Source organism: Micromonospora auratinigra (assembly GCF_900089595.1).
Lineage (GTDB): Bacteria > Actinomycetota > Actinomycetes > Mycobacteriales > Micromonosporaceae > Micromonospora > Micromonospora auratinigra.
The window spans coordinates 4,272,984-4,290,262 of the sequence record NZ_LT594323.1; the positions used below are offsets into that span (position 1 = coordinate 4,272,984).

17 protein-coding genes are annotated in these 17,279 nt (G+C 69.6%); all 17 read right to left on the bottom strand.

The features are described 5' to 3' along the window. Position 1 precedes the first annotated feature (1 nt). The gene (gene rpsC / locus GA0070611_RS19085; protein ID WP_091666199.1) at positions 2-874 is read right to left on the bottom strand and encodes a 30S ribosomal protein S3; all 873 of its coding nucleotides are present in this window, start codon (positions 872-874) and stop codon (positions 2-4) included. Next, on the bottom strand, positions 874-1,329 hold the full coding sequence (rplV, locus tag GA0070611_RS19090; RefSeq protein WP_091666201.1) for a 50S ribosomal protein L22: 456 nt from the start codon (positions 1,327-1,329) through the stop codon (positions 874-876). The genes rpsC and rplV overlap by 1 nt, the downstream gene beginning before the upstream one ends. A 40-nt stretch (positions 1,330-1,369) precedes the next feature. Continuing rightward, positions 1,370-1,651 carry a 30S ribosomal protein S19 gene (gene rpsS / locus GA0070611_RS19095; protein ID WP_007073032.1) on the bottom strand — a complete coding sequence of 94 codons (282 nt, stop codon included), beginning with the start codon at positions 1,649-1,651 and terminating at the stop codon, positions 1,370-1,372. 12 nt (positions 1,652-1,663) lie between these two features. Next, a complete protein-coding gene (gene rplB / locus GA0070611_RS19100) occupies positions 1,664-2,503 on the bottom strand; it encodes a 50S ribosomal protein L2 (RefSeq protein ID WP_013288631.1) in 840 nt (279 codons plus the stop codon). Positions 2,504-2,515: 12 nt separating this feature from the next. Next, entirely contained in the window at positions 2,516-2,818 is a 303-nt protein-coding gene (gene rplW, locus GA0070611_RS19105; protein ID WP_091666204.1) for a 50S ribosomal protein L23, read from the bottom strand. After that, complete coding sequence (gene rplD, locus GA0070611_RS19110; protein WP_091666206.1) at positions 2,815-3,465, bottom strand: 50S ribosomal protein L4; 651 nt, start codon at positions 3,463-3,465, stop codon at positions 2,815-2,817. The genes rplW and rplD overlap by 4 nt, the downstream gene beginning before the upstream one ends. Further along, positions 3,462-4,127 (bottom strand): 50S ribosomal protein L3, encoded by a 666-nt coding sequence (gene rplC / locus GA0070611_RS19115; protein WP_091666209.1) that lies wholly within the window; start codon positions 4,125-4,127, stop codon positions 3,462-3,464. Before rplC ends, rplD begins: the two co-directional genes overlap by 4 nt. An 11-nt stretch (positions 4,128-4,138) precedes the next feature. Beyond that, complete coding sequence (gene rpsJ / locus GA0070611_RS19120; protein ID WP_007073037.1) at positions 4,139-4,447, bottom strand: 30S ribosomal protein S10; 309 nt, start codon at positions 4,445-4,447, stop codon at positions 4,139-4,141. Between the two features lie 355 nt (positions 4,448-4,802). Further along, positions 4,803-5,996 (bottom strand): elongation factor Tu, encoded by a 1,194-nt coding sequence (tuf, locus tag GA0070611_RS19125; protein ID WP_091666211.1) that lies wholly within the window; start codon positions 5,994-5,996, stop codon positions 4,803-4,805. Positions 5,997-6,221: 225 nt separating this feature from the next. After that, on the bottom strand, positions 6,222-8,318 hold the full coding sequence (gene fusA / locus GA0070611_RS19130; protein ID WP_091666214.1) for an elongation factor G: 2,097 nt from the start codon (positions 8,316-8,318) through the stop codon (positions 6,222-6,224). Positions 8,319-8,395: 77 nt separating this feature from the next. Beyond that, entirely contained in the window at positions 8,396-8,866 is a 471-nt protein-coding gene (gene rpsG, locus GA0070611_RS19135) for a 30S ribosomal protein S7 (RefSeq protein WP_091666217.1), read from the bottom strand. A 1-nt stretch (position 8,867) separates the two neighbouring features. Beyond that, entirely contained in the window at positions 8,868-9,242 is a 375-nt protein-coding gene (rpsL, locus tag GA0070611_RS19140) for a 30S ribosomal protein S12 (RefSeq protein WP_007465318.1), read from the bottom strand. 535 nt (positions 9,243-9,777) lie between these two features. After that, positions 9,778-10,128, bottom strand: coding sequence for a hypothetical protein (locus GA0070611_RS19145; RefSeq protein WP_167604503.1), 351 nt, complete (start codon positions 10,126-10,128; stop codon positions 9,778-9,780). An 895-nt stretch (positions 10,129-11,023) separates the two neighbouring features. After that, entirely contained in the window at positions 11,024-11,392 is a 369-nt protein-coding gene (locus GA0070611_RS19150; RefSeq protein WP_091666219.1) for a hypothetical protein, read from the bottom strand. Beyond that, entirely contained in the window at positions 11,328-12,656 is a 1,329-nt protein-coding gene (locus GA0070611_RS19155) for an MFS transporter (protein WP_157740350.1), read from the bottom strand. The genes GA0070611_RS19150 and GA0070611_RS19155 overlap by 65 nt, the downstream gene beginning before the upstream one ends. Beyond that, the gene (locus GA0070611_RS19160) at positions 12,631-13,245 is read right to left on the bottom strand and encodes a winged helix-turn-helix domain-containing protein (protein ID WP_091666223.1); all 615 of its coding nucleotides are present in this window, start codon (positions 13,243-13,245) and stop codon (positions 12,631-12,633) included. Before GA0070611_RS19160 ends, GA0070611_RS19155 begins: the two co-directional genes overlap by 26 nt. A gap of 115 nt (positions 13,246-13,360) precedes the next feature. Continuing rightward, the gene (locus GA0070611_RS19165) at positions 13,361-17,248 is read right to left on the bottom strand and encodes a DNA-directed RNA polymerase subunit beta' (RefSeq protein ID WP_091666225.1); all 3,888 of its coding nucleotides are present in this window, start codon (positions 17,246-17,248) and stop codon (positions 13,361-13,363) included. Between the last annotated feature and the right edge of the window lie 31 nt (positions 17,249-17,279).

The following is a 17,279-nucleotide window of genomic DNA, read 5'->3' on the forward strand; positions in this document are numbered from 1 at the left end:
GTCAGCCCTCCTGCTGCGTTTCTGCCGGCTGGGTCGCGGCCGCGGCCACGGCTCCGGCGTCGACCGGCTCACCGGCCGGCGTCTCCGCCTGCTGCGCGATGGTGGTCGCGGCAGCGCGGCCGGCCTCGGTGCCACCGGCGGTCGTACCCGACGAGCCCGAGCGGCCACGGCGCGGCCGGTCCGGCCGGTCGCCACGGTCGCGGCGCGGGCCGCGCGACGGGGCGGCCTCGGCCGGCGCCTCGCGGCCCGGGACGGCGTCGCCCTTGTAGATCCAGACCTTCACGCCGATCCGGCCGAAGGTGGTACGGGCCTCGAAGAAGCCGTACTCGATGTTGGCCCGCAGCGTGTGCAGCGGAACCCGACCCTCGCGGTAGAACTCGGTCCGGCTCATCTCGGCGCCGCCCAGACGACCCGAGACCTGCACCCGGATGCCCTTGCAGACCGGGTTCTTCATCGCGGACTGCATCGCCTTGCGCATCGCCCGACGGAAGCTGACCCGGCTGGAGAGCTGCTCGGCGACGCCCTGGGCGACCAGCTGCGCGTCCGACTCGGGGCTCTTCACCTCGATGATGTTCAGCTGGACCTGCTTGCCGGTGAGCTTCTCCAGCTCGCCGCGGATCCGGTCGGCCTCCGCACCCTTGCGGCCGATGACGATGCCCGGCCGGGCGGTGTGGATGTCCACGCGGACCCGGTCGCGGGTGCGCTCGATGTCGACCTTGGAGATGCCGGCACGCTCGAGGCCCTTGGACATCATCCGGCGGATCTTGACGTCCTCGCCGATGTAGTCCTTGTAGAGCTTGTCCGCGAACCAGCGGGACTTCCAGTCGGTCGAGATGCCGAGCCGGAACCCAGTGGGGTGAACCTTCTGACCCATTACTCGGCACCCTCCGTCGTGCTCTGCGACTCAGCGGGCTCGGCCTGCTTGGCCGGAGCCGCCTTCTTCGCCGACTTCTTCGCCGCGGCCGGCGCCACCGCCTCGACCGCCACGGTGATGTGGCAGGTCCGCTTGCGGATCCGGTACGCGCGACCCTGCGCCCGCGGCCGGAACCGCTTCATGGTCGGGCCCTCGTCGACGAACGCCTCGCTGACGAGCAGCGCGTCGGGGTCCAGCCGCTCGTTGTTCTCCGCGTTGGCGATCGCGCTCGCGAGCACCTTGTACACCTGCTCGCTCGCAGCCTGCGGCGCGAACTGCAGCACCGTGAGCGCCTCCTTCGCGGGCAGGCCGCGGACGAGGTTGACCACCCGGCGCGCCTTCATCGGCGAGATGCGCACGTGCCGCGCAACCGCCCGCGCGCCCGGAAGCACCGGAGCGTCGCCCTTTCCTGGCATCGCTGTAACCCCTTGTTCCTCTATCCGTATGCCCGCGGCGTCAGCGCCGGCGGCTCTTCCGGTCGTCCTTCTCGTGACCCTTGAACGTGCGGGTCAGCGCGAACTCGCCGAGCTTGTGCCCGACCATGGCCTCGGTCACGAAGACCGGGACGTGCTTGCGTCCGTCGTGCACGGCGATCGTGTGACCCAGCATCTCCGGGATGATCGTCGAGCGCCGCGACCAGGTCTTGATGACGTTCTTCGAGCCCTTGTCGTTCTGCGTCTCCACCTTCTTGAGCAGGTGGTCGTCGACGAACGGGCCCTTCTTCAGGCTGCGAGGCATGTCTTATCTCCCTCAGCCGCGCTTACGCGTGGCGTAGCGGCGGCGGACGATCAGCCGGTCGCTCGGCTGGCCCTTACGACGGGTGCGGCCCTCGGGCTTACCCTGCGGGTTGACCGGGTGGCGACCACCGGAGGTCTTACCCTCACCACCACCGTGCGGGTGGTCGACCGGGTTCATGGCGACACCACGGACGGTCGGGCGCTTGCCCTTCCACCGCATCCGGCCGGCCTTGCCCCAGTTGATGTTCGACTGGTCGGCGTTGCCGATCTCGCCGATGCTGGCGCGGCAGCGCACGTCCACCCGCCGGATCTCACCGGACGGCATGCGCAGGGTCGCGTACGCGCCCTCACGGCCGAGCAGCTGGATGCCGACGCCGGCCGAACGGGCCAGCTTGGCGCCGCCGCCCGGACGCAGCTCCACGTTGTGGATGGTGGTACCGACCGGGATGTTGCGCAGCGGCAGGTTGTTACCCGGCTTGATGTCGGCGCCCGGGCCGGACTCGACGCGGTCGCCCTGCTTCAGGTCCTTCGGCGCGATGATGTAGCGCTTCTCGCCGTCGGCGTAGTGCAGCAGTGCGATGCGCGCGGTGCGGTTCGGGTCGTACTCGATGTGGGCGACCTTCGCCGGCACGCCGTCCTTGTCGACCCGCTTGAAGTCGATCAGACGGTACTGGCGCTTGTGACCGCCACCGTGGTGCCGCGTGGTGATCCGGCCGTGGGCGTTGCGTCCGCCCTTCTTCGGCAGCGGAGCAAGCAGCGACTTCTCGGGCGTGGACCGAGTGATCTCGGCGAAGTCGGCGACGCTGGAGCCACGCCGGCCCGGCGTCGTCGGCTTGTACTTACGGATAGCCATTGTCTACACCCCTCAGCTGACCGGGCCGCCGAAGGCCTCGATACGGTCACCGTCAGCCAGCTTCACGATCGCCCGCTTGGTGGCCTTGCGCTGACCGAAGCCGGTCTTGGTGCGCTTGCGCTTGCCCTCGCGGTTGAGCGTGTTGACCGACAGGACGCGGACGTTGAAGATCTGCTGGATAGCGATCTTGATCTCGGTCTTGTTGGCGTCCGGGTGCACCAGGAAGGTGTACCAGTTGCGGTTCAGCTCGCTGTAGCTCTTCTCCGAGACGACCGGCGCGACGATGATGTCGCGCGGATCGGCGATCGTGCTCACTTGCCACCCTCCTCGGTGGTCTCGGCGGGAACGCCCAGGAACTCGTCCAGGGCCTCCTTGGTGAAGACCACGTCGTCGGCCACCAGCACGTCGTACGTGTTGAGCTGGCCGGCCTCGATCAGGTGCACCCGCGGCTCGTTGCGCAGCGACACCCAGTTCAGCTCGTCGACGCTGCTCAGCACGACCAGGACGCGCCGCGCCTCGGTCAGCTTCGTCAGCGTGGCCAGGGCGGCCTTGGTCGACGGCTTCTCGCCCGAGACGAAGGCCTCGACGACGTGCACCTGGCCGGCGCGGGCCCGGTCGGAGAGGGCGCCACGCAGGGCGGCGGCCTTCATCTTCTTCGGGGTCCGCTGGCTGTAGTCGCGCGGCACCGGGCCGTGGACCACGCCACCGCCGGCGAACTGCGGTGCGCGGGTCGAGCCCTGGCGGGCACGACCGGTGCCCTTCTGCTTGTACGGCTTCTTGCCTCCACCGGAGACCTCGCCGCGGGTCTTGGCCTTGTGCGTGCCCTGTCGGGCCGCCGCCAGCTGAGCCACCACGACCTGGTGCATCAGCGCGATGTTGGCCTGCACGTCGAAGATGTCGGCGGGCAGCTCGACCGAGCCGCTCTTGCCGCCCTCGACGTTGCGGACGTCAACGGTGGTCACTTGGCCGCACCGCCCTTCTTCACCTTGGTCTTGGCCGCGGTACGGACCAGGACCAGCGCGCCCTTGGGGCCGGGGATGGCACCACGGACGAGCAGGAGGTTGTTCTCGGTGTCGATCGCCTGGACCGTCAGGTTCTGGACGGTGTAGCGCACGCCACCCATCCGACCCGCCATCCGGGTGCCCTTGAAGACGCGACCCGGGGTCGCGCAGGCGCCGATGGAGCCCGGCGAGCGGTGCTTGCGCTCCACACCGTGGCTGGCGCGCAGACCGTGGAAGCCGTGCCGCTTCATCGGGCCGGCGTAGCCCTTGCCCTTGGTCTTGCCGGTGACGTCGATGGTCACGCCGGCCGGGAACTCCTCGACCGTGACCTCCTGGCCCAGCGAGTAGTCCGCCGCGTTCGCCGTGCGCAGCTCGACGATGTGCCGGCGCGGAGCGACGTCCGCCTTCGCGAAGTGCCCGCTGACCGGCTTCTTGACCTTACGCGGGTCGATCGTGCCGTACGCCAGCTGGACCGCGGAGTAACCGTCCTTCTCGGCGCTACGAACCTGGCTGATGACGCAGGGGCCGGCCTGAACCACGGTCACGGGAACAACCTTGTTGTTGTCCCAGACCTGGGTCATGCCGAGCTTTGCGCCCAGGATCCCCTTGACTTGCCTGTCCATTTGTCCGGTCCCTACAGCTTGATCTCGATGTCGACGCCAGCCGGCAGGTCGAGGCGCATGAGCGAGTCGACCGTCTTCGGGGTCGGGTCGATGATGTCGATCAGACGCTTGTGCGTGCGCATCTCGAAGTGCTCGCGCGAGTCCTTGTACTTGTGCGGCGAGCGGATAACGCAGAAACGGTTGATCTCCGTGGGCAGCGGCACCGGGCCAGCGACCTGCGCCCCGGTACGCGTCACCGTCTCGACGATCTTCCGAGCCGAGGAGTCGACGACCTCGTGGTCATAGGCCTTGAGCCGGATGCGGATCTTCTGTCCCGCCATGGTGGCTTCTGTTCCTTCTCTCGATGCCGCTGTGTTGCGGGCGCCTGTACCGGCTGGCACAGGCCCACTTCCGCCGACCCCCGCGGTCGGGCGTGTCGCGCCCGTGGGCCAGGCTCCGCCCCGGGACTCCGGAGCGATTCGCTGACCACGCGGTGGGTCATGACGCCGGCCGCGATACCGCGACCTGGACGCCGTGCGAGGGTGGTTGACCGCCAGTGGCGATCAACCACCCAACGCGCGACTGTTGGTCTCCCGGAGGTCCAGCTCGCACCGGACGCAGGCGACTAACCGTCGTTACGCAACCTGACCAGTATGCCGTACTGCCGCGCGGCAATGCTAATCGGGGTTACCTAGCTCACTTGTTGATCTTGGTGACGCGACCCGCGCCGACCGTACGACCACCCTCGCGGATCGCGAACTTCAGGTTCTCCTCCATGGCGATGGGCTGGATCAGCTTCACCGACATGGTGGTGTTGTCGCCCGGCATGACCATCTCGGTGCCCTCGGGCAGCGTGACGACGCCGGTGACGTCCGTGGTCCGGAAGTAGAACTGCGGGCGGTAGTTCTGGAAGAACGGGGTGTGGCGGCCACCCTCCTCCTTGGAGAGGATGTAGACCGTCGCCTCGAACTCCGTGTGCGGGGTCGTGGTGCCCGGCTTGACGACCACCATGCCGCGCTCGACGTCCTCGCGCTTGATGCCGCGCAGCAGCAGACCGACGTTCTCACCCGCGCGGGCCTCGTCGAGCAGCTTGCGGAACATCTCGATGCCGGTGCAGGTGGTCTTCATCGACTTCTCGCGGATGCCGACGATCTCCACCTCCTCGTTCGGCTTGAGGATGCCGCGCTCGGCGCGACCGGTGACGACGGTGCCACGACCGGTGATCGTGAAGACGTCCTCGATCGGCATGAGGAACGGCTTCTCGGTCTCGCGCTCCGGCTGCGGGATCGCGGTGTCGACCGCGTTCATCAGGTCCAGCAGCTTGGCGGTCCACTCGGGGTCACCCTCGAGGGCCTTCAGCGCCGAGACGCGCACGACCGGCAGGTCGTCGCCCGGGTACTCCTGCGAGGAGAGCAGCTCACGGACCTCGAGCTCGACGAGCTCCAGGAGCTCCTCGTCGTCGACCATGTCGCTCTTGTTGAGCGCCACGACGATGTACGGCACGCCGACCTGGCGGGCCAGCAGCACGTGCTCGCGGGTCTGCGGCATCGGGCCGTCGGTCGCGGCGACCACCAGGATCGCGCCGTCCATCTGGGCGGCACCGGTGATCATGTTCTTGATGTAGTCCGCGTGACCCGGGCAGTCCACGTGAGCGTAGTGCCGGTTGGCGGTCTGGTACTCGACGTGCGCGATCGAGATCGTGATGCCGCGGGCCTTCTCCTCCGGCGCCTTGTCGATCTCGTCGAACGGGGTGTACGGGTTGAGCTCCGGGAACTCGTCGTGCAGGACCTTGGTGATGGCCGCCGTCAGCGTCGTCTTACCGTGGTCGATGTGACCAATGGTGCCGATGTTGACGTGCGGCTTAGTCCGCTCGAACTTCGCCTTCGCCACTGGTGTCCTCCTGTGGACTTCTTGGTTCGTTCGCCCCGGTACGCCAGGTGCGGCGCTTAGGACTCTGTCGACAGCCTTTCCGGCCTGACGGCCGGAGAGCCTTGGTGGGTTCTGCGGCGATGAAGCCTACAGGCCCGGATTCATACAACCCGACCGAGGTGGCCGCGGGCGGGAGATCCCCTCCCGCGACCGTCCCCGACTCATCGGATCAGCTCAGGGCGAGCGTCACTCACCCGTCGCCTTGGCGATGATCTCCTTGGCCACCGAGGCCGGAACCTCGGCGTAGGAGTCGAACTGCATGCTGTAGCTAGCCCGGCCCTGGGTCTTCGACCGCAGGTCGCCGACGTAGCCGAACATCTCCGACAGCGGCACCAGGGCCCGGACGACGCGAGCGCCACTGCGCTCCTCCATCGCCTGGATGATGCCGCGACGGGAGTTGAGGTCGCCGATGACGTCACCCATGTTCTCCTCAGGAGTGGTGACCTCAACAGCCATCATCGGCTCGAGCAGCGCGGGGTCGGCCTTGCGGGCCGCCTCCTTCATCGCCATCGAGCCGGCGATCTTGAACGCCATTTCGGACGAGTCGACCTCGTGGTACTGGCCGTCCACCAGGGTCAGCTTGACACCCACCAGCGGGAAGCCGGCGAGGATGCCGTACTGCATCGCGTCCTGGGCGCCGGCGTCCACCGACGGGATGAACTCCCGGGGGATACGACCACCGGTGACGGCGTTCGCGAACTCGTAGGTCGGCGCGTCGTTGCCCAGGGGCAGCGGCTCCACGCTGATGATGACGCGGGCGTACTGACCCGAACCACCGGTCTGCTTCTTGTGGGTGTACTCGACCTTCTCCACCGTGCGGCGGATGGTCTCGCGGTACGCCACCTGCGGCTTACCGATGTTCGCCTCGACGTTGAACTCGCGGCGCATCCGGTCGACCAGGATGTCCAGGTGCAGCTCGCCCATGCCGGAGATGACCGTCTGACCGGTCTGGTCGTCGAGCTTGACCCGGAAGGTCGGGTCCTCCTCGGCGAGCCGCTGGATGGCGGTGCTGAGCTTCTCCTGGTCGGCCTTGGTCTTCGGCTCGATGGCCACCTCGATGACCGGCTCCGGGAAGGTCATCGACTCGAGGATGACCGGGTTCGCCGGGTCGCAGAGGGTGTCACCGGTGGTGGTCTGCTTCAGACCCTGCACCGCGATGATGTCGCCGGCCTGGGCCGAGCCGCGCTCTTCCCGCTTGTTGGCGTGCATCTGGTAGATCTTGCCGATGCGCTCCTTGCGGTCCTTGGTGGAGTTGACCACCTGGGTACCGGTCTCGACCACGCCGGAGTAGACCCGGACGTAGGTGAGCTTGCCGAGGTGCTTGTCGGTCTGGATCTTGAAGGCGAGACCCGAGAACGGCTCCGACTTCGACGGCTTCCGCTGCATCGGCGTCTCGCCGTCGGTCGCGGTGCCCTCGATGGCCGGGACGTCCAGCGGCGACGGGAGGTAGTCGATCACGGCGTCGAGCATGGGCTGCACGCCCTTGTTCTTGAACGCCGAGCCGCAGAGCACCGGGTTGGCCTTGCTGGCGATGGTGGCGCGCCGGATGGCGGCCTTGATCTCCTCGACGGAGATCTCCTCGCCCTCCAGGTACTTCTCCATCACCGCGTCGTCGACGTCGGCCAGGGTCTCCATCAGCTTCTCGCGCCACTCGTTCGCGGAGTCGACCAGGTCGGCCGGAATCTCCTCGATCGCGTAGTCCTCACCCTTCTGGGTCTCCCCGCGCCAGGTGAGGGCGCGCATGTTGACCAGGTCGACGACACCGATGTGGTCGCCCTCGAGCCCGATCGGGATCTGGAGCACCAGCGGGGTGGCGTTGAGCCGGTCGATCATCATCTGCACGCAGCGGAAGAAGTCCGCGCCGGTGCGGTCGAGCTTGTTGACGAAGCACATCCGCGGGACGTGGTACTTGTCCGCCTGGCGCCAGACGTTCTCCGTCTGCGGCTCCACGCCGGCGACGCCGTCGTAGACCGCGACCGCACCGTCCAGCACCCGCAGCGACCGCTCGACCTCGACCGTGAAGTCGACGTGACCGGGCGTGTCGATGATCTGGATCGTGTGGCCCTTCCACTCACACTTGGTAGCAGCGGAGGTGATGGTGATACCACGCTCCTGCTCCTGCTCCATCCAGTCCATGACGGCAGCGCCCTCGTGGACCTCACCGATCTTGTACGTGATACCGGTGTAGAACAGGATCCGCTCGGTGGTCGTGGTCTTACCGGCATCGATGTGCGCCATGATGCCGATGTTGCGTACGTTGGCGAGCGCGTCTGCGGCGGCCACTTCAATCCCTACTTATCGTCGTCTCGACACAACTGGTGGCGGTTCCGGCGCCCGGTGGGACGCCGGAACCTCAGGTGTTACCAGCGGTAGTGCGCGAAGGCCTTGTTCGACTCGGCCATCTTGTGCGTGTCCTCGCGCCGCTTGACGGCGGCACCGAGGCCGTTGCTCGCGTCCAGCAGCTCGTTCATCAGCCGCTCGACCATGGTCTTCTCACGGCGGGCCCGGGAGTAGGTCACCAGCCAGCGCAGACCCAGCGTGGTCGCACGGGACGGCCGGACCTCGACCGGAACCTGGTAGGTGGCGCCACCGACACGACGGCTGCGGACCTCGAGGGTCGGCTTCACGTTGTCCATCGCCCGCTTGAGGGTGACGACGGGGTCGGTGCCGGACTTCTCCCGGCAGCCCTCGAGCGCCGCGTACACGATGCTCTCGGCGAGCTGGCGCTTGCCGCGCAGGAGGATCTTGTTCACCAGCTGGGTGACCAGCGGCGAGTTGTACACCGGGTCAGCGACCAGCGGCCGCCGCGGAGCGGGTCCCTTACGCGGCATGTCAGCTCTTCTCCTTCTTCGCGCCGTAACGGCTGCGAGCCTGCTTGCGGTTGCGGACGCCCTGGGTGTCCAGCGAGCCGCGGACGATCTTGTACCGCACGCCGGGGAGGTCCTTCACCCGGCCACCGCGGACGAGCACGATCGAGTGCTCCTGCAGGTTGTGGCCCACACCCGGGATGTACGCGGTCACCTCGATCTGGCTGCTGAGCTTGACACGAGCGACCTTGCGCAGCGCCGAGTTCGGCTTCTTCGGGGTGGTGGTGTACACGCGGGTGCACACGCCGCGGCGCTGGGGGGACCCCTTCAGCGCCGGGGTCTTGGTCTTGGTCGTCTTGGCCTGGCGGCCCTTTCGGACCAGCTGCTGAATGGTGGGCACCGGGTTTCTCCGCTCCCTTCGGCCGCTGCGAGGCGACCGCGCCGTCTGCTCGTCAGCCGCCCGTGATGGACGGCTCTCCTACATTCCAACCAGGGCCACCTGACGGAGACCCCAGCACCCGCGGTCGGGCGTGTCGCCCGGATCACGGTCCCGATGCCGTCGCTCGCGCGCCGTACCGGGTTTCTGTCACCGGCACAGAGCGTTCCCAGCGCCGGATCTTGGGCTTTGGTGGTGTCGTCACGCGATCACCGGATCACCGGCTCCAGCGCACGCACGCATTGCCCGGGCTGGCCCGGGCACAAGGGGAAAGAGTACCTACCACAGCCGCGCAGGTCAAAACGGAGCGGTCCGGGAGAACTGCCGTGCAGCCCACCGACCCACCGTGTCGACCTGCCCGCCCATGACGGGCACCTACGGAGACCAGTGTACCGGCTCGCCCGCCGCCCGACCGCGCGGCCCCGGTTCCGCCCAGGTGCCGGACCGCCGGTCACGGTCGTCCCACCTGCTCACCCGCGTCCCGCGCCGCGCCGGCCGGTCAGGTGATCTGCACCACCAGAGCCACGCCGAGCCCGAGCAGGCTCAGCAGCAGCCCCACTCCCCCGCAACTGAGCCCCGCCACCGCCAGCCCCCGACCGGCGAAGCGCACCGCCGGTGGGGGCGCCGGCCGACGGATCTGACGGCGGGAGAGCAGGCCCGCCACGATCGCGGCGGTCCCGGCGATGCCGCCCAGCACGGCGAAGGCGCCGGCGGCCCAGGCACCGCCGTAGTCGGGGCCGGCGATCCCGAAACAGAAGACCAGCAGCGAGACCAGGATCGAGGCGATCCCGGTGACCAGCGACCCGATGGCGAGCCCCGAGGTCACCGGGGGCACGTCCAGGTGGACCACGCCGAACGGGGTGCCCGGGACCGCGTCGACGCGCTTCGGCGGCCGGACCGCCTCGCGCGGCGGCGGCGGCGGACCCGGCCGGGCACCGACCGCCGGAGGCACCGGACCCCAGCCGCCGCCCGGCGCGCCCTGCGCGGCCGGCCACCCGCCGCCGGGGGCGGTCACCTGTCCCGGGTACGCGCCACCCGGCGCCTGCCCCGCGTACGGCCCGAACCCCGGCGGATTCCCGGCACCGGAGAGCGGGACGGGACCGCCCGACGGCGCAGCCCGGTAGGAATCGGACGGCGGGGCGGATCCGGCCGACGGGCCCCAGGGCGGTCCCGGCTGTGGAGCGGGGCCGGTCGGGTGTGGGCCCGACAGCGGGGCGGAGCCGGCCGGCGGTGGGCCCCAGGGCGGGGCGGTCTGCGGGGCGGACCCGACCGGCGGCGGGCCCCAGGAGAAACCCGGCTGCGGGGCGGCGGTCGGCGGCTCGGCTCCGTGCGGCCCGCTGCCGAACGGAACGGCGAACCCGCGATCGTGGGGTGCGGCCCCGGGCGGCACCGGACCGGACGGTGCCACCGGTGGCGGTGCGTACCCCACGGGGGCCACCTCGGGGGGCAGGCTGGGCCCCTCGTCGAACCCGGTCGGGGGCGCTGCCCACGGACTGGTCGGTGCGGCCCCGGCGGACTCCGGCCGCGCCGACTCGGACCCGGCGGCGTCCGACCGCGCCGACTCGGACCCGGCGGCGTCCGGCCCGGTGCCGGGCCGGTTCGGGTCGCCGCCCGGCGAAGGGGCCGGTTCCGTCACGGGGTCCTCCTGTGTCGACACGTCGCGTCCACCGCGCGGCGGACACCGGCCAGGCTACCGCCGCCGGTCCCGTCGGCGGGGTCGGGCGCGGGGGCGCTCCCCCACCGGGTCAATCGATGTTCGGCGCGAAGTCGTGGCCGAAGGGAGCGTCGGCGAGGCGGAACAACCCGATCACCACCGCCGCGACCACGGCCACCGCGGCCAGCAGCAGGCCGGCCCAGGCCAGCCGCTCCCCCCGGCGCAGCCAGTCGGCGCCGGTCAGGAAACCGCCCGAGGCGTACGCCTCGCGCCGGGCCTGCCGGGCGAGCGTGAGGGCGATGGTGGCCGGCACCACCCCGCCGACGAAGAACCCGGTGAGCGCCCCGATCAGCCCGAGGGCGAAGACCGCCCGCGCCTTCGTGGACCGGACCGGCTCAGGGTCGCGCGGATGGCGCGGCGCCGGCGGGGCTACGGGCACCTGCCCGGGCACGGTCGTCATGCCCCCCATCATGCCCCGCGCCCGCCGTACCCGACCCTGTCCCGGACGCGGCGTCGGCCGGCGGCACGACGAACCGCGTCGCGCGGAGCAGCAGCAGGGCGGCGACCGCCGCGACGGCCGCCTCGGCGCACAGCACCGCCCGGTAGTCCAGCACCCCGATCAGGTACGCCCCGAGGCCGATGGAGACGGTCTGCGGGACGCTGGTGGTGACCTCGAAGCCGGCGTACACCCGGCCCTGGAGGTGGTCGGGTGTGCTGCGCTGGAGCAGGGTGACCAGGGCGATCACCATGACCGTCAGCCCGGCGCCGGAGACGACCCGGCCGGCCAGCACCACGCCGAGCAGCGGGGTGGCGGCGCACGCCGTACCGATGGACCAGGCCAGGAAGGCGCTCGCGCCGACGCGTACCTCGCCGTACCGGCGGACGGCGGCAGCGCTGACCAGGCCGCCGAGCAGCGCGCCGAGCCCTTGCGCGGCCTGGAACACCCCGAGGAACTCCGGGGGCCGGTGCAGACCACGGTCGACGACGGCGTACCCGGTCGATTCGCCGAAACCCAGGACCAGGGCGAGCACCGTGGTGGCCAGGACGACCCGACGGAGCAGCGGATGCCGCGCGAGGTGCCGGAAACCGGCGGCGGCCTCGCCCGCCCAGTGTCGCAGCACCCCGCCGGTCCGCTCGGGACGCGCCGGCACCGGGTCGGGGCCGCGCAGGGTGAGCAGCAGCGCGGCTGCCCCGAGGAAGGTCGCCATGTCGAGTACGGCCACCGCCGCCCCGCCGAGCACGGCGTAGAGTCCGGCCCCCGCGAGCGGGGCGAGCAGCCGCAGGCTCTCCCGCACCGTCCGCAGTAGCGCGTTGGCATCAGCCAACAGGTCAGCGGGGAGCAGGGTGGTGAGCAGGGCCGACTGGGCCGGTTCCACCACCAGGTGGAGACAGCCGTACAGCAGCATCACGGCGTAGATCAACGGCACCTGGTCGGGACCGTGGACCGCCAGCAGCGGCAGCAGGACCACCGCGCCGGCCAGGTTGGCCACCATCAGCAGCCGGCGACGCGGCATCCGGTCGACGAGCAGCCCCGCGAGCGGCGCGAGCAGTGCCGGGGCGGTGAAGAAGAGGAAGGTGAGTCCGGCAGCGCCGTCGCTGCCGGTCAACTCCTTCACCCAGATGCCGCAGGCCAGCCACATCGCGCTGTCACCGAGCAGGGAGAGAGTCTGCCCGGTGAGGTAGCGCCGGGCGCGCGGCTCAGCCAGCAGCCGTCGGGTCGACATCCGACACCTCCGGGGCCTGCACGGGATAGCCGAAGAGGAGCAGCTCGACCGGGAGCGCGCCGGCCGGGCGGGCATCAGGATCCGCGCGGCGGGCACCGGTCCGGGCGTAGAGGTCGTCGATCAACTTCTTGTAGTCGGCGGCGAATCCGGCGAGTTCCTCGGCCGTGAGGTGGAAGACGTGCTGGTCCCCGAAGGCCGCCGCGTACCACTCCTGAGGGTAGGTGGGGGCGTCGTCGACGAAGCGGCGCAGGCGCTGCACGTAGCGGTCGAGCAGCACCCGGTCGAGGGCCTGCGAGGCGCGCGTCCAGTCGGGGTCGTCGGGCCGAGCCGGCGCGTTCCAGCCACGGCGGGTCACCCGCCAGGGCCGGGCGCGGCCACGACCACCACCCGCCTCTTCCACGAAGCCGTACCGCGCCAGTTGCCGCAGGTGGAACGAGCAGGTGGTAGCGCTCTCCCCGATCAGTTCGCCGGCCTGGGTGGCGGTCAGCGGGCCGCCACCCAGAACCTCCAGCAGGGCCAGCCGTACGGGATGGCTGAGTGCCCGCAGTTCCCGGGCGTCGGTGAGGGTGCGGGGCGCGTCCGTCTCCATGCTTTCGAGATTAGTCTCTCGATAGCAATCTTTCGAGAGAAATCTCTTCAGATAGCGACCCGCAGACGCGACGAGGCCCCCGGCGGTCGCCGGGGGCCTCGTCGTTCCCTACTGCTTAGCGGTACGACCCGAAGTCGAAGTCGTCCAGCGGAACCGCCTGGCCGCTGGCCGGCCCGAAGCCGTAGTCGGTCTCCGGGTAGCCGGTCATCGAGTAGACCTTGGCCTTCGCCTCCTCGGTCGGCTCGACCCGGACGTTGCGGTACTTGCTGATGCCCGTACCGGCCGGGATGAGCTTACCGATGATCACGTTCTCCTTGAGACCGATCAGCGAGTCGCTGCGGGCGTGGATCGCCGCGTCCGTCAGCACCCGGGTGGTCTCCTGGAAGGAGGCCGCCGACAGCCAGGAGTCCGTGGCCAGCGAGGCCTTGGTGATACCCATCAGCACCGGGCGACCGGCGGCGGGCTCGCCACCCTCGCCGACGAGCCGGCGGTTCTCCGACTCGAACAGCGCCCGGTCGACCAGCACGCCCGGCAGGAACTCGGTCGAGCCGGAGTCGATGACCGTCACCCGCTTGAGCATCTGGCGGATGATGATCTCGATGTGCTTGTCGTGGATGAGCACACCCTGCGAGCGGTAGACCTCCTGGACCTCCTGGGTCAGGTGGACCTGGACCGCGCGCGGGCCGAGGATGCGCAGCAGCTCGTGCGGGTCGATGGTGCCCTCGGTGAGCTTCTCGCCGACCTCGACGTGGTCGCCGTCGTGCGCCCGCAGCTTGACCCGCTTCGAGATCTTGTCGTACACGATCTCGTCGCTGCCGTCGTCCGGGATCACGATGATCTTCCGCGACCGCTCGCCGTCCTCGATCCGGATCCGGCCGGGGGTGTCGGCGATGGGCGCCTTACCCTTCGGGACCCGGGCCTCGAAGATCTCCTGCACACGCGGCAGACCCTGGGTGATGTCCTCACCCGCGACACCACCGGTGTGGAAGGTACGCATCGTCAGCTGGGTACCCGGCTCACCGATGGACTGGGCGGCGATGATGCCGACGGCCTCACCGATGTCGACCGACTTGCCGGTCGGCAGCGAGCGGCCGTAGCAGGCCGCGCAGACGCCCAGCTTCGACTCGCAGGTGAGCACGCTGCGGACCCGGACGGTCTCCACGCCGGCCGCGACGATGTTGTCGACGCCGATCGAGTTGATGTCCTGGCCACGCTCGGCCACCACGGTGCCGTCCGGCCCCTTGATGTCGTCGGCGAGGGTACGGGCGTGCACGCTGGTCTCGGCGTGCGTGTGCACGACCAGCTTGCCGTCCAGCCGCTCACCGATCTGCATCGGGATGGCGCGGTCGGTGCCGCAGTCCTCCTCGCGGATGATGACGTCCTGCGAGACGTCCACCAGACGACGGGTCAGGTAACCCGAGTCGGCGGTACGCAGGGCGGTGTCCGCGAGACCCTTACGGGCACCGTGCGTGGAGATGAAGTACTCCAGCACGGAGAGACCCTCGCGGTACGACGCCTTGATCGGACGCGGGATGATCTCACCCTTGGGGTTGGCCACCAGACCACGGATCGCCGCGATCTGCCGGAGCTGGAGCAGGTTACCGCGGGCACCCGAGTTGATCATCTTCCACAGCGGGTTCTCCTGCGGCAGCGCGGTGTCCATCTCCTTGGCGACCTCGTTGGTCGCCTTGGTCCAGATCTCGATGAGTTCGCCGCGACGCTCCTCGGCGGTCATCAGACCACGCTGGTACTGCTTGTCGATCCGGTCGGCTTCCTTCTCGTACCGCTCCAGGATCTCCCGCTTGCGCGGCGGAGCGATGACGTCCTCCATGCCGATGGTGACGCCGGACCAGGTGGCCCAGTGGAAACCGGCCTCCTTGAGCCCGTCCAGGGTGGCCGCCAGGGCCACCTTCGGGAAGCGCTCGGCGAGGTCGTTGACGATCGCGGAGAGCTGGCCCTTGCGGATCTCGTAGTTCACGAAGCGGTAGCCCGGGGGCAGCGTCTCGTTGAACAGGACCCGGCCGAGCGTGGTCTCCACGGTCACCGGCTCGCCCTCGGTCCAGCCCTCGGGCGCGACCCACGGCTCGGCGCCGGCGCCGTTGTCGACCCCGACGATGTCCCGCAGCCGGATCTTGACCGGGGTCTGCAGGTGCAGCTCGCCGTTGTCGAACGCCATCCGCGCCTCGGCGTCCGAGCTGAACGCCCGGCCCTCGCCCGTGCCACCCGGGGTGAGGTGGGTGAGGTGGTAGAGACCGATGACCATGTCCTGGGTGGGCATGGTGACCGGCTTGCCGTCGGCCGGCTTGAGGATGTTGTTCGACGACAGCATCAGGATCCGCGCCTCGGCCTGGGCCTCGGCGGACAGCGGCACGTGCACCGCCATCTGGTCACCGTCGAAGTCGGCGTTGAACGCGGTGCAGACCAGCGGGTGGATCTGGATGGCCTTGCCCTCGACCAGCTGCGGCTCGAAGGCCTGGATGCCCAGTCGGTGCAGGGTGGGCGCCCGGTTCAGCAGGACCGGGTGCTCGCCGATGACCTCTTCCAGCACGTCCCACACGACCGGACGCTGCCGCTCGACCATCCGCTTGGCGGACTTGATGTTCTGCGCGTGGTTGAGGTCGACCAGGCGCTTCATCACGAACGGCTTGAACAGCTCCAGCGCCATCTGCTTGGGCAGACCGCACTGGTGCAGCTTGAGCTTCGGGCCGACCACGATGACCGAACGGCCGGAGTAGTCGACGCGCTTGCCCAGCAGGTTCTGGCGGAACCGGCCCTGCTTGCCCTTGAGCATGTCGGAGAGCGACTTCAGCGGCCGGTTACCCGGGCCGGTGACCGGACGGCCCCGGCGGCCGTTGTCGAACAGCGCGTCGACGGCCTCCTGGAGCATCCGCTTCTCGTTGTTGACGATGATCTCGGGCGCGCCGAGGTCGATCAGTCGCTTGAGCCGGTTGTTCCGGTTGATCACGCGGCGGTACAGGTCGTTCAGGTCGGAGGTCGCGAAGCGGCCACCGTCCAGCTGCACCATCGGACGCAGGTCCGGCGGGATGACCGGGACGCAGTCCAGCACCATGCCGAGCGGCGAGTTGCGGGTGTTCTGGAACGCCGCGACGACCTTCAGCCGCTTGAGCGCCCGGATCTTCCGCTGGCCCTTGCCGGACCGGATGGTCTCGCGCAGGTTCTCGGCCTCGGCCTCCAGGTCCATGTTCTGGACCAGCGCCTTGATCGCCTCGGCGCCCATGCTGCCGGTGAAGTACTCGCCGAAGCGGTCGCGCAGCTCGCGGTAGAGCAGCTCGTCGGTGACCAGCTGCTTCGGCTCGAGCTTGCGGAAGGTGTCGAGGACCTCGTCGAGGCGGTCGATCTCGCGCTGGGCCCGGTCGCGGATCTGGCGCATCTCGCGCTCTCCGCCCTCCTTGACCTTGCGCCGGACGTCCGCCTTCGCGCCCTCGGCCTCCAGCTCGGCCAGGTCGGCCTCGAGCTTGGCGGCCCGCTTCTCGATCTCCGAGTCACGGCTGTTCTCGGACTGCCGCTTCTCGGCCAGGATCTCGTTCTCGATCGTCGAGAGGTCGCGGTGCCGCGCTTCGGCGTCCACGCTCGTCACGACGTACGAGGCGAAGTAGATGATCTTTTCGAGGTCCTTCGGGGCGAGGTCCAGCAGGTAGCCCAGCCGGCTCGGCACGCCCTTGAAGTACCAGATGTGGGTCACCGGAGCGGCCAGCTCGATGTGGCCCATCCGCTCCCGGCGGACCTTGGAGCGGGTCACCTCGACGCCGCAGCGCTCGCAGATGATGCCCTTGAACCGGACCCGCTTGTACTTACCGCAGTAGCACTCCCAGTCCCGCTGCGGACCGAAGATCTTCTCGCAGAAGAGCCCGTCCTTTTCCGGCTTCAGGGTGCGGTAGTTGATGGTTTCGGGCTTCTTGACCTCGCCGTGGGACCACTGACGGATGTCGTCAGCGGTGGCGAGGCCGATGCGCAGCTCGTCGAAGAAGTTGACGTCGAGCACTATGTCCCCTATGTCGTCGTCTGTACTGCTA

Excerpts from the sequence above, each read along its gene's own strand:
- rpsC (WP_091666199.1), bottom strand. The coding sequence starts at position 874 with ATGGGTCAGAAGGTTCACCCCACTGGGTTCCGGCTCGGCATCTCGACC.
- rplV (WP_091666201.1), bottom strand. The coding sequence starts at position 1,329 with ATGCCAGGAAAGGGCGACGCTCCGGTGCTTCCGGGCGCGCGGGCGGTT.
- rpsS (WP_007073032.1), bottom strand. The coding sequence starts at position 1,651 with ATGCCTCGCAGCCTGAAGAAGGGCCCGTTCGTCGACGACCACCTGCTC.
- rplB (WP_013288631.1), bottom strand. The coding sequence starts at position 2,503 with ATGGCTATCCGTAAGTACAAGCCGACGACGCCGGGCCGGCGTGGCTCC.
- rplC (WP_091666209.1), bottom strand. The coding sequence starts at position 4,127 with ATGGACAGGCAAGTCAAGGGGATCCTGGGCGCAAAGCTCGGCATGACC.
- rpsJ (WP_007073037.1), bottom strand. The coding sequence starts at position 4,447 with ATGGCGGGACAGAAGATCCGCATCCGGCTCAAGGCCTATGACCACGAG.
- rpsG (WP_091666217.1), bottom strand. The coding sequence starts at position 8,866 with ATGCCGCGTAAGGGACCCGCTCCGCGGCGGCCGCTGGTCGCTGACCCG.
- GA0070611_RS19150 (WP_091666219.1), bottom strand. The coding sequence starts at position 11,392 with ATGACGACCGTGCCCGGGCAGGTGCCCGTAGCCCCGCCGGCGCCGCGC.
- GA0070611_RS19155 (WP_157740350.1), bottom strand. The coding sequence starts at position 12,656 with ATGTCGACCCGACGGCTGCTGGCTGAGCCGCGCGCCCGGCGCTACCTC.
- GA0070611_RS19160 (WP_091666223.1), bottom strand. The coding sequence starts at position 13,245 with ATGGAGACGGACGCGCCCCGCACCCTCACCGACGCCCGGGAACTGCGG.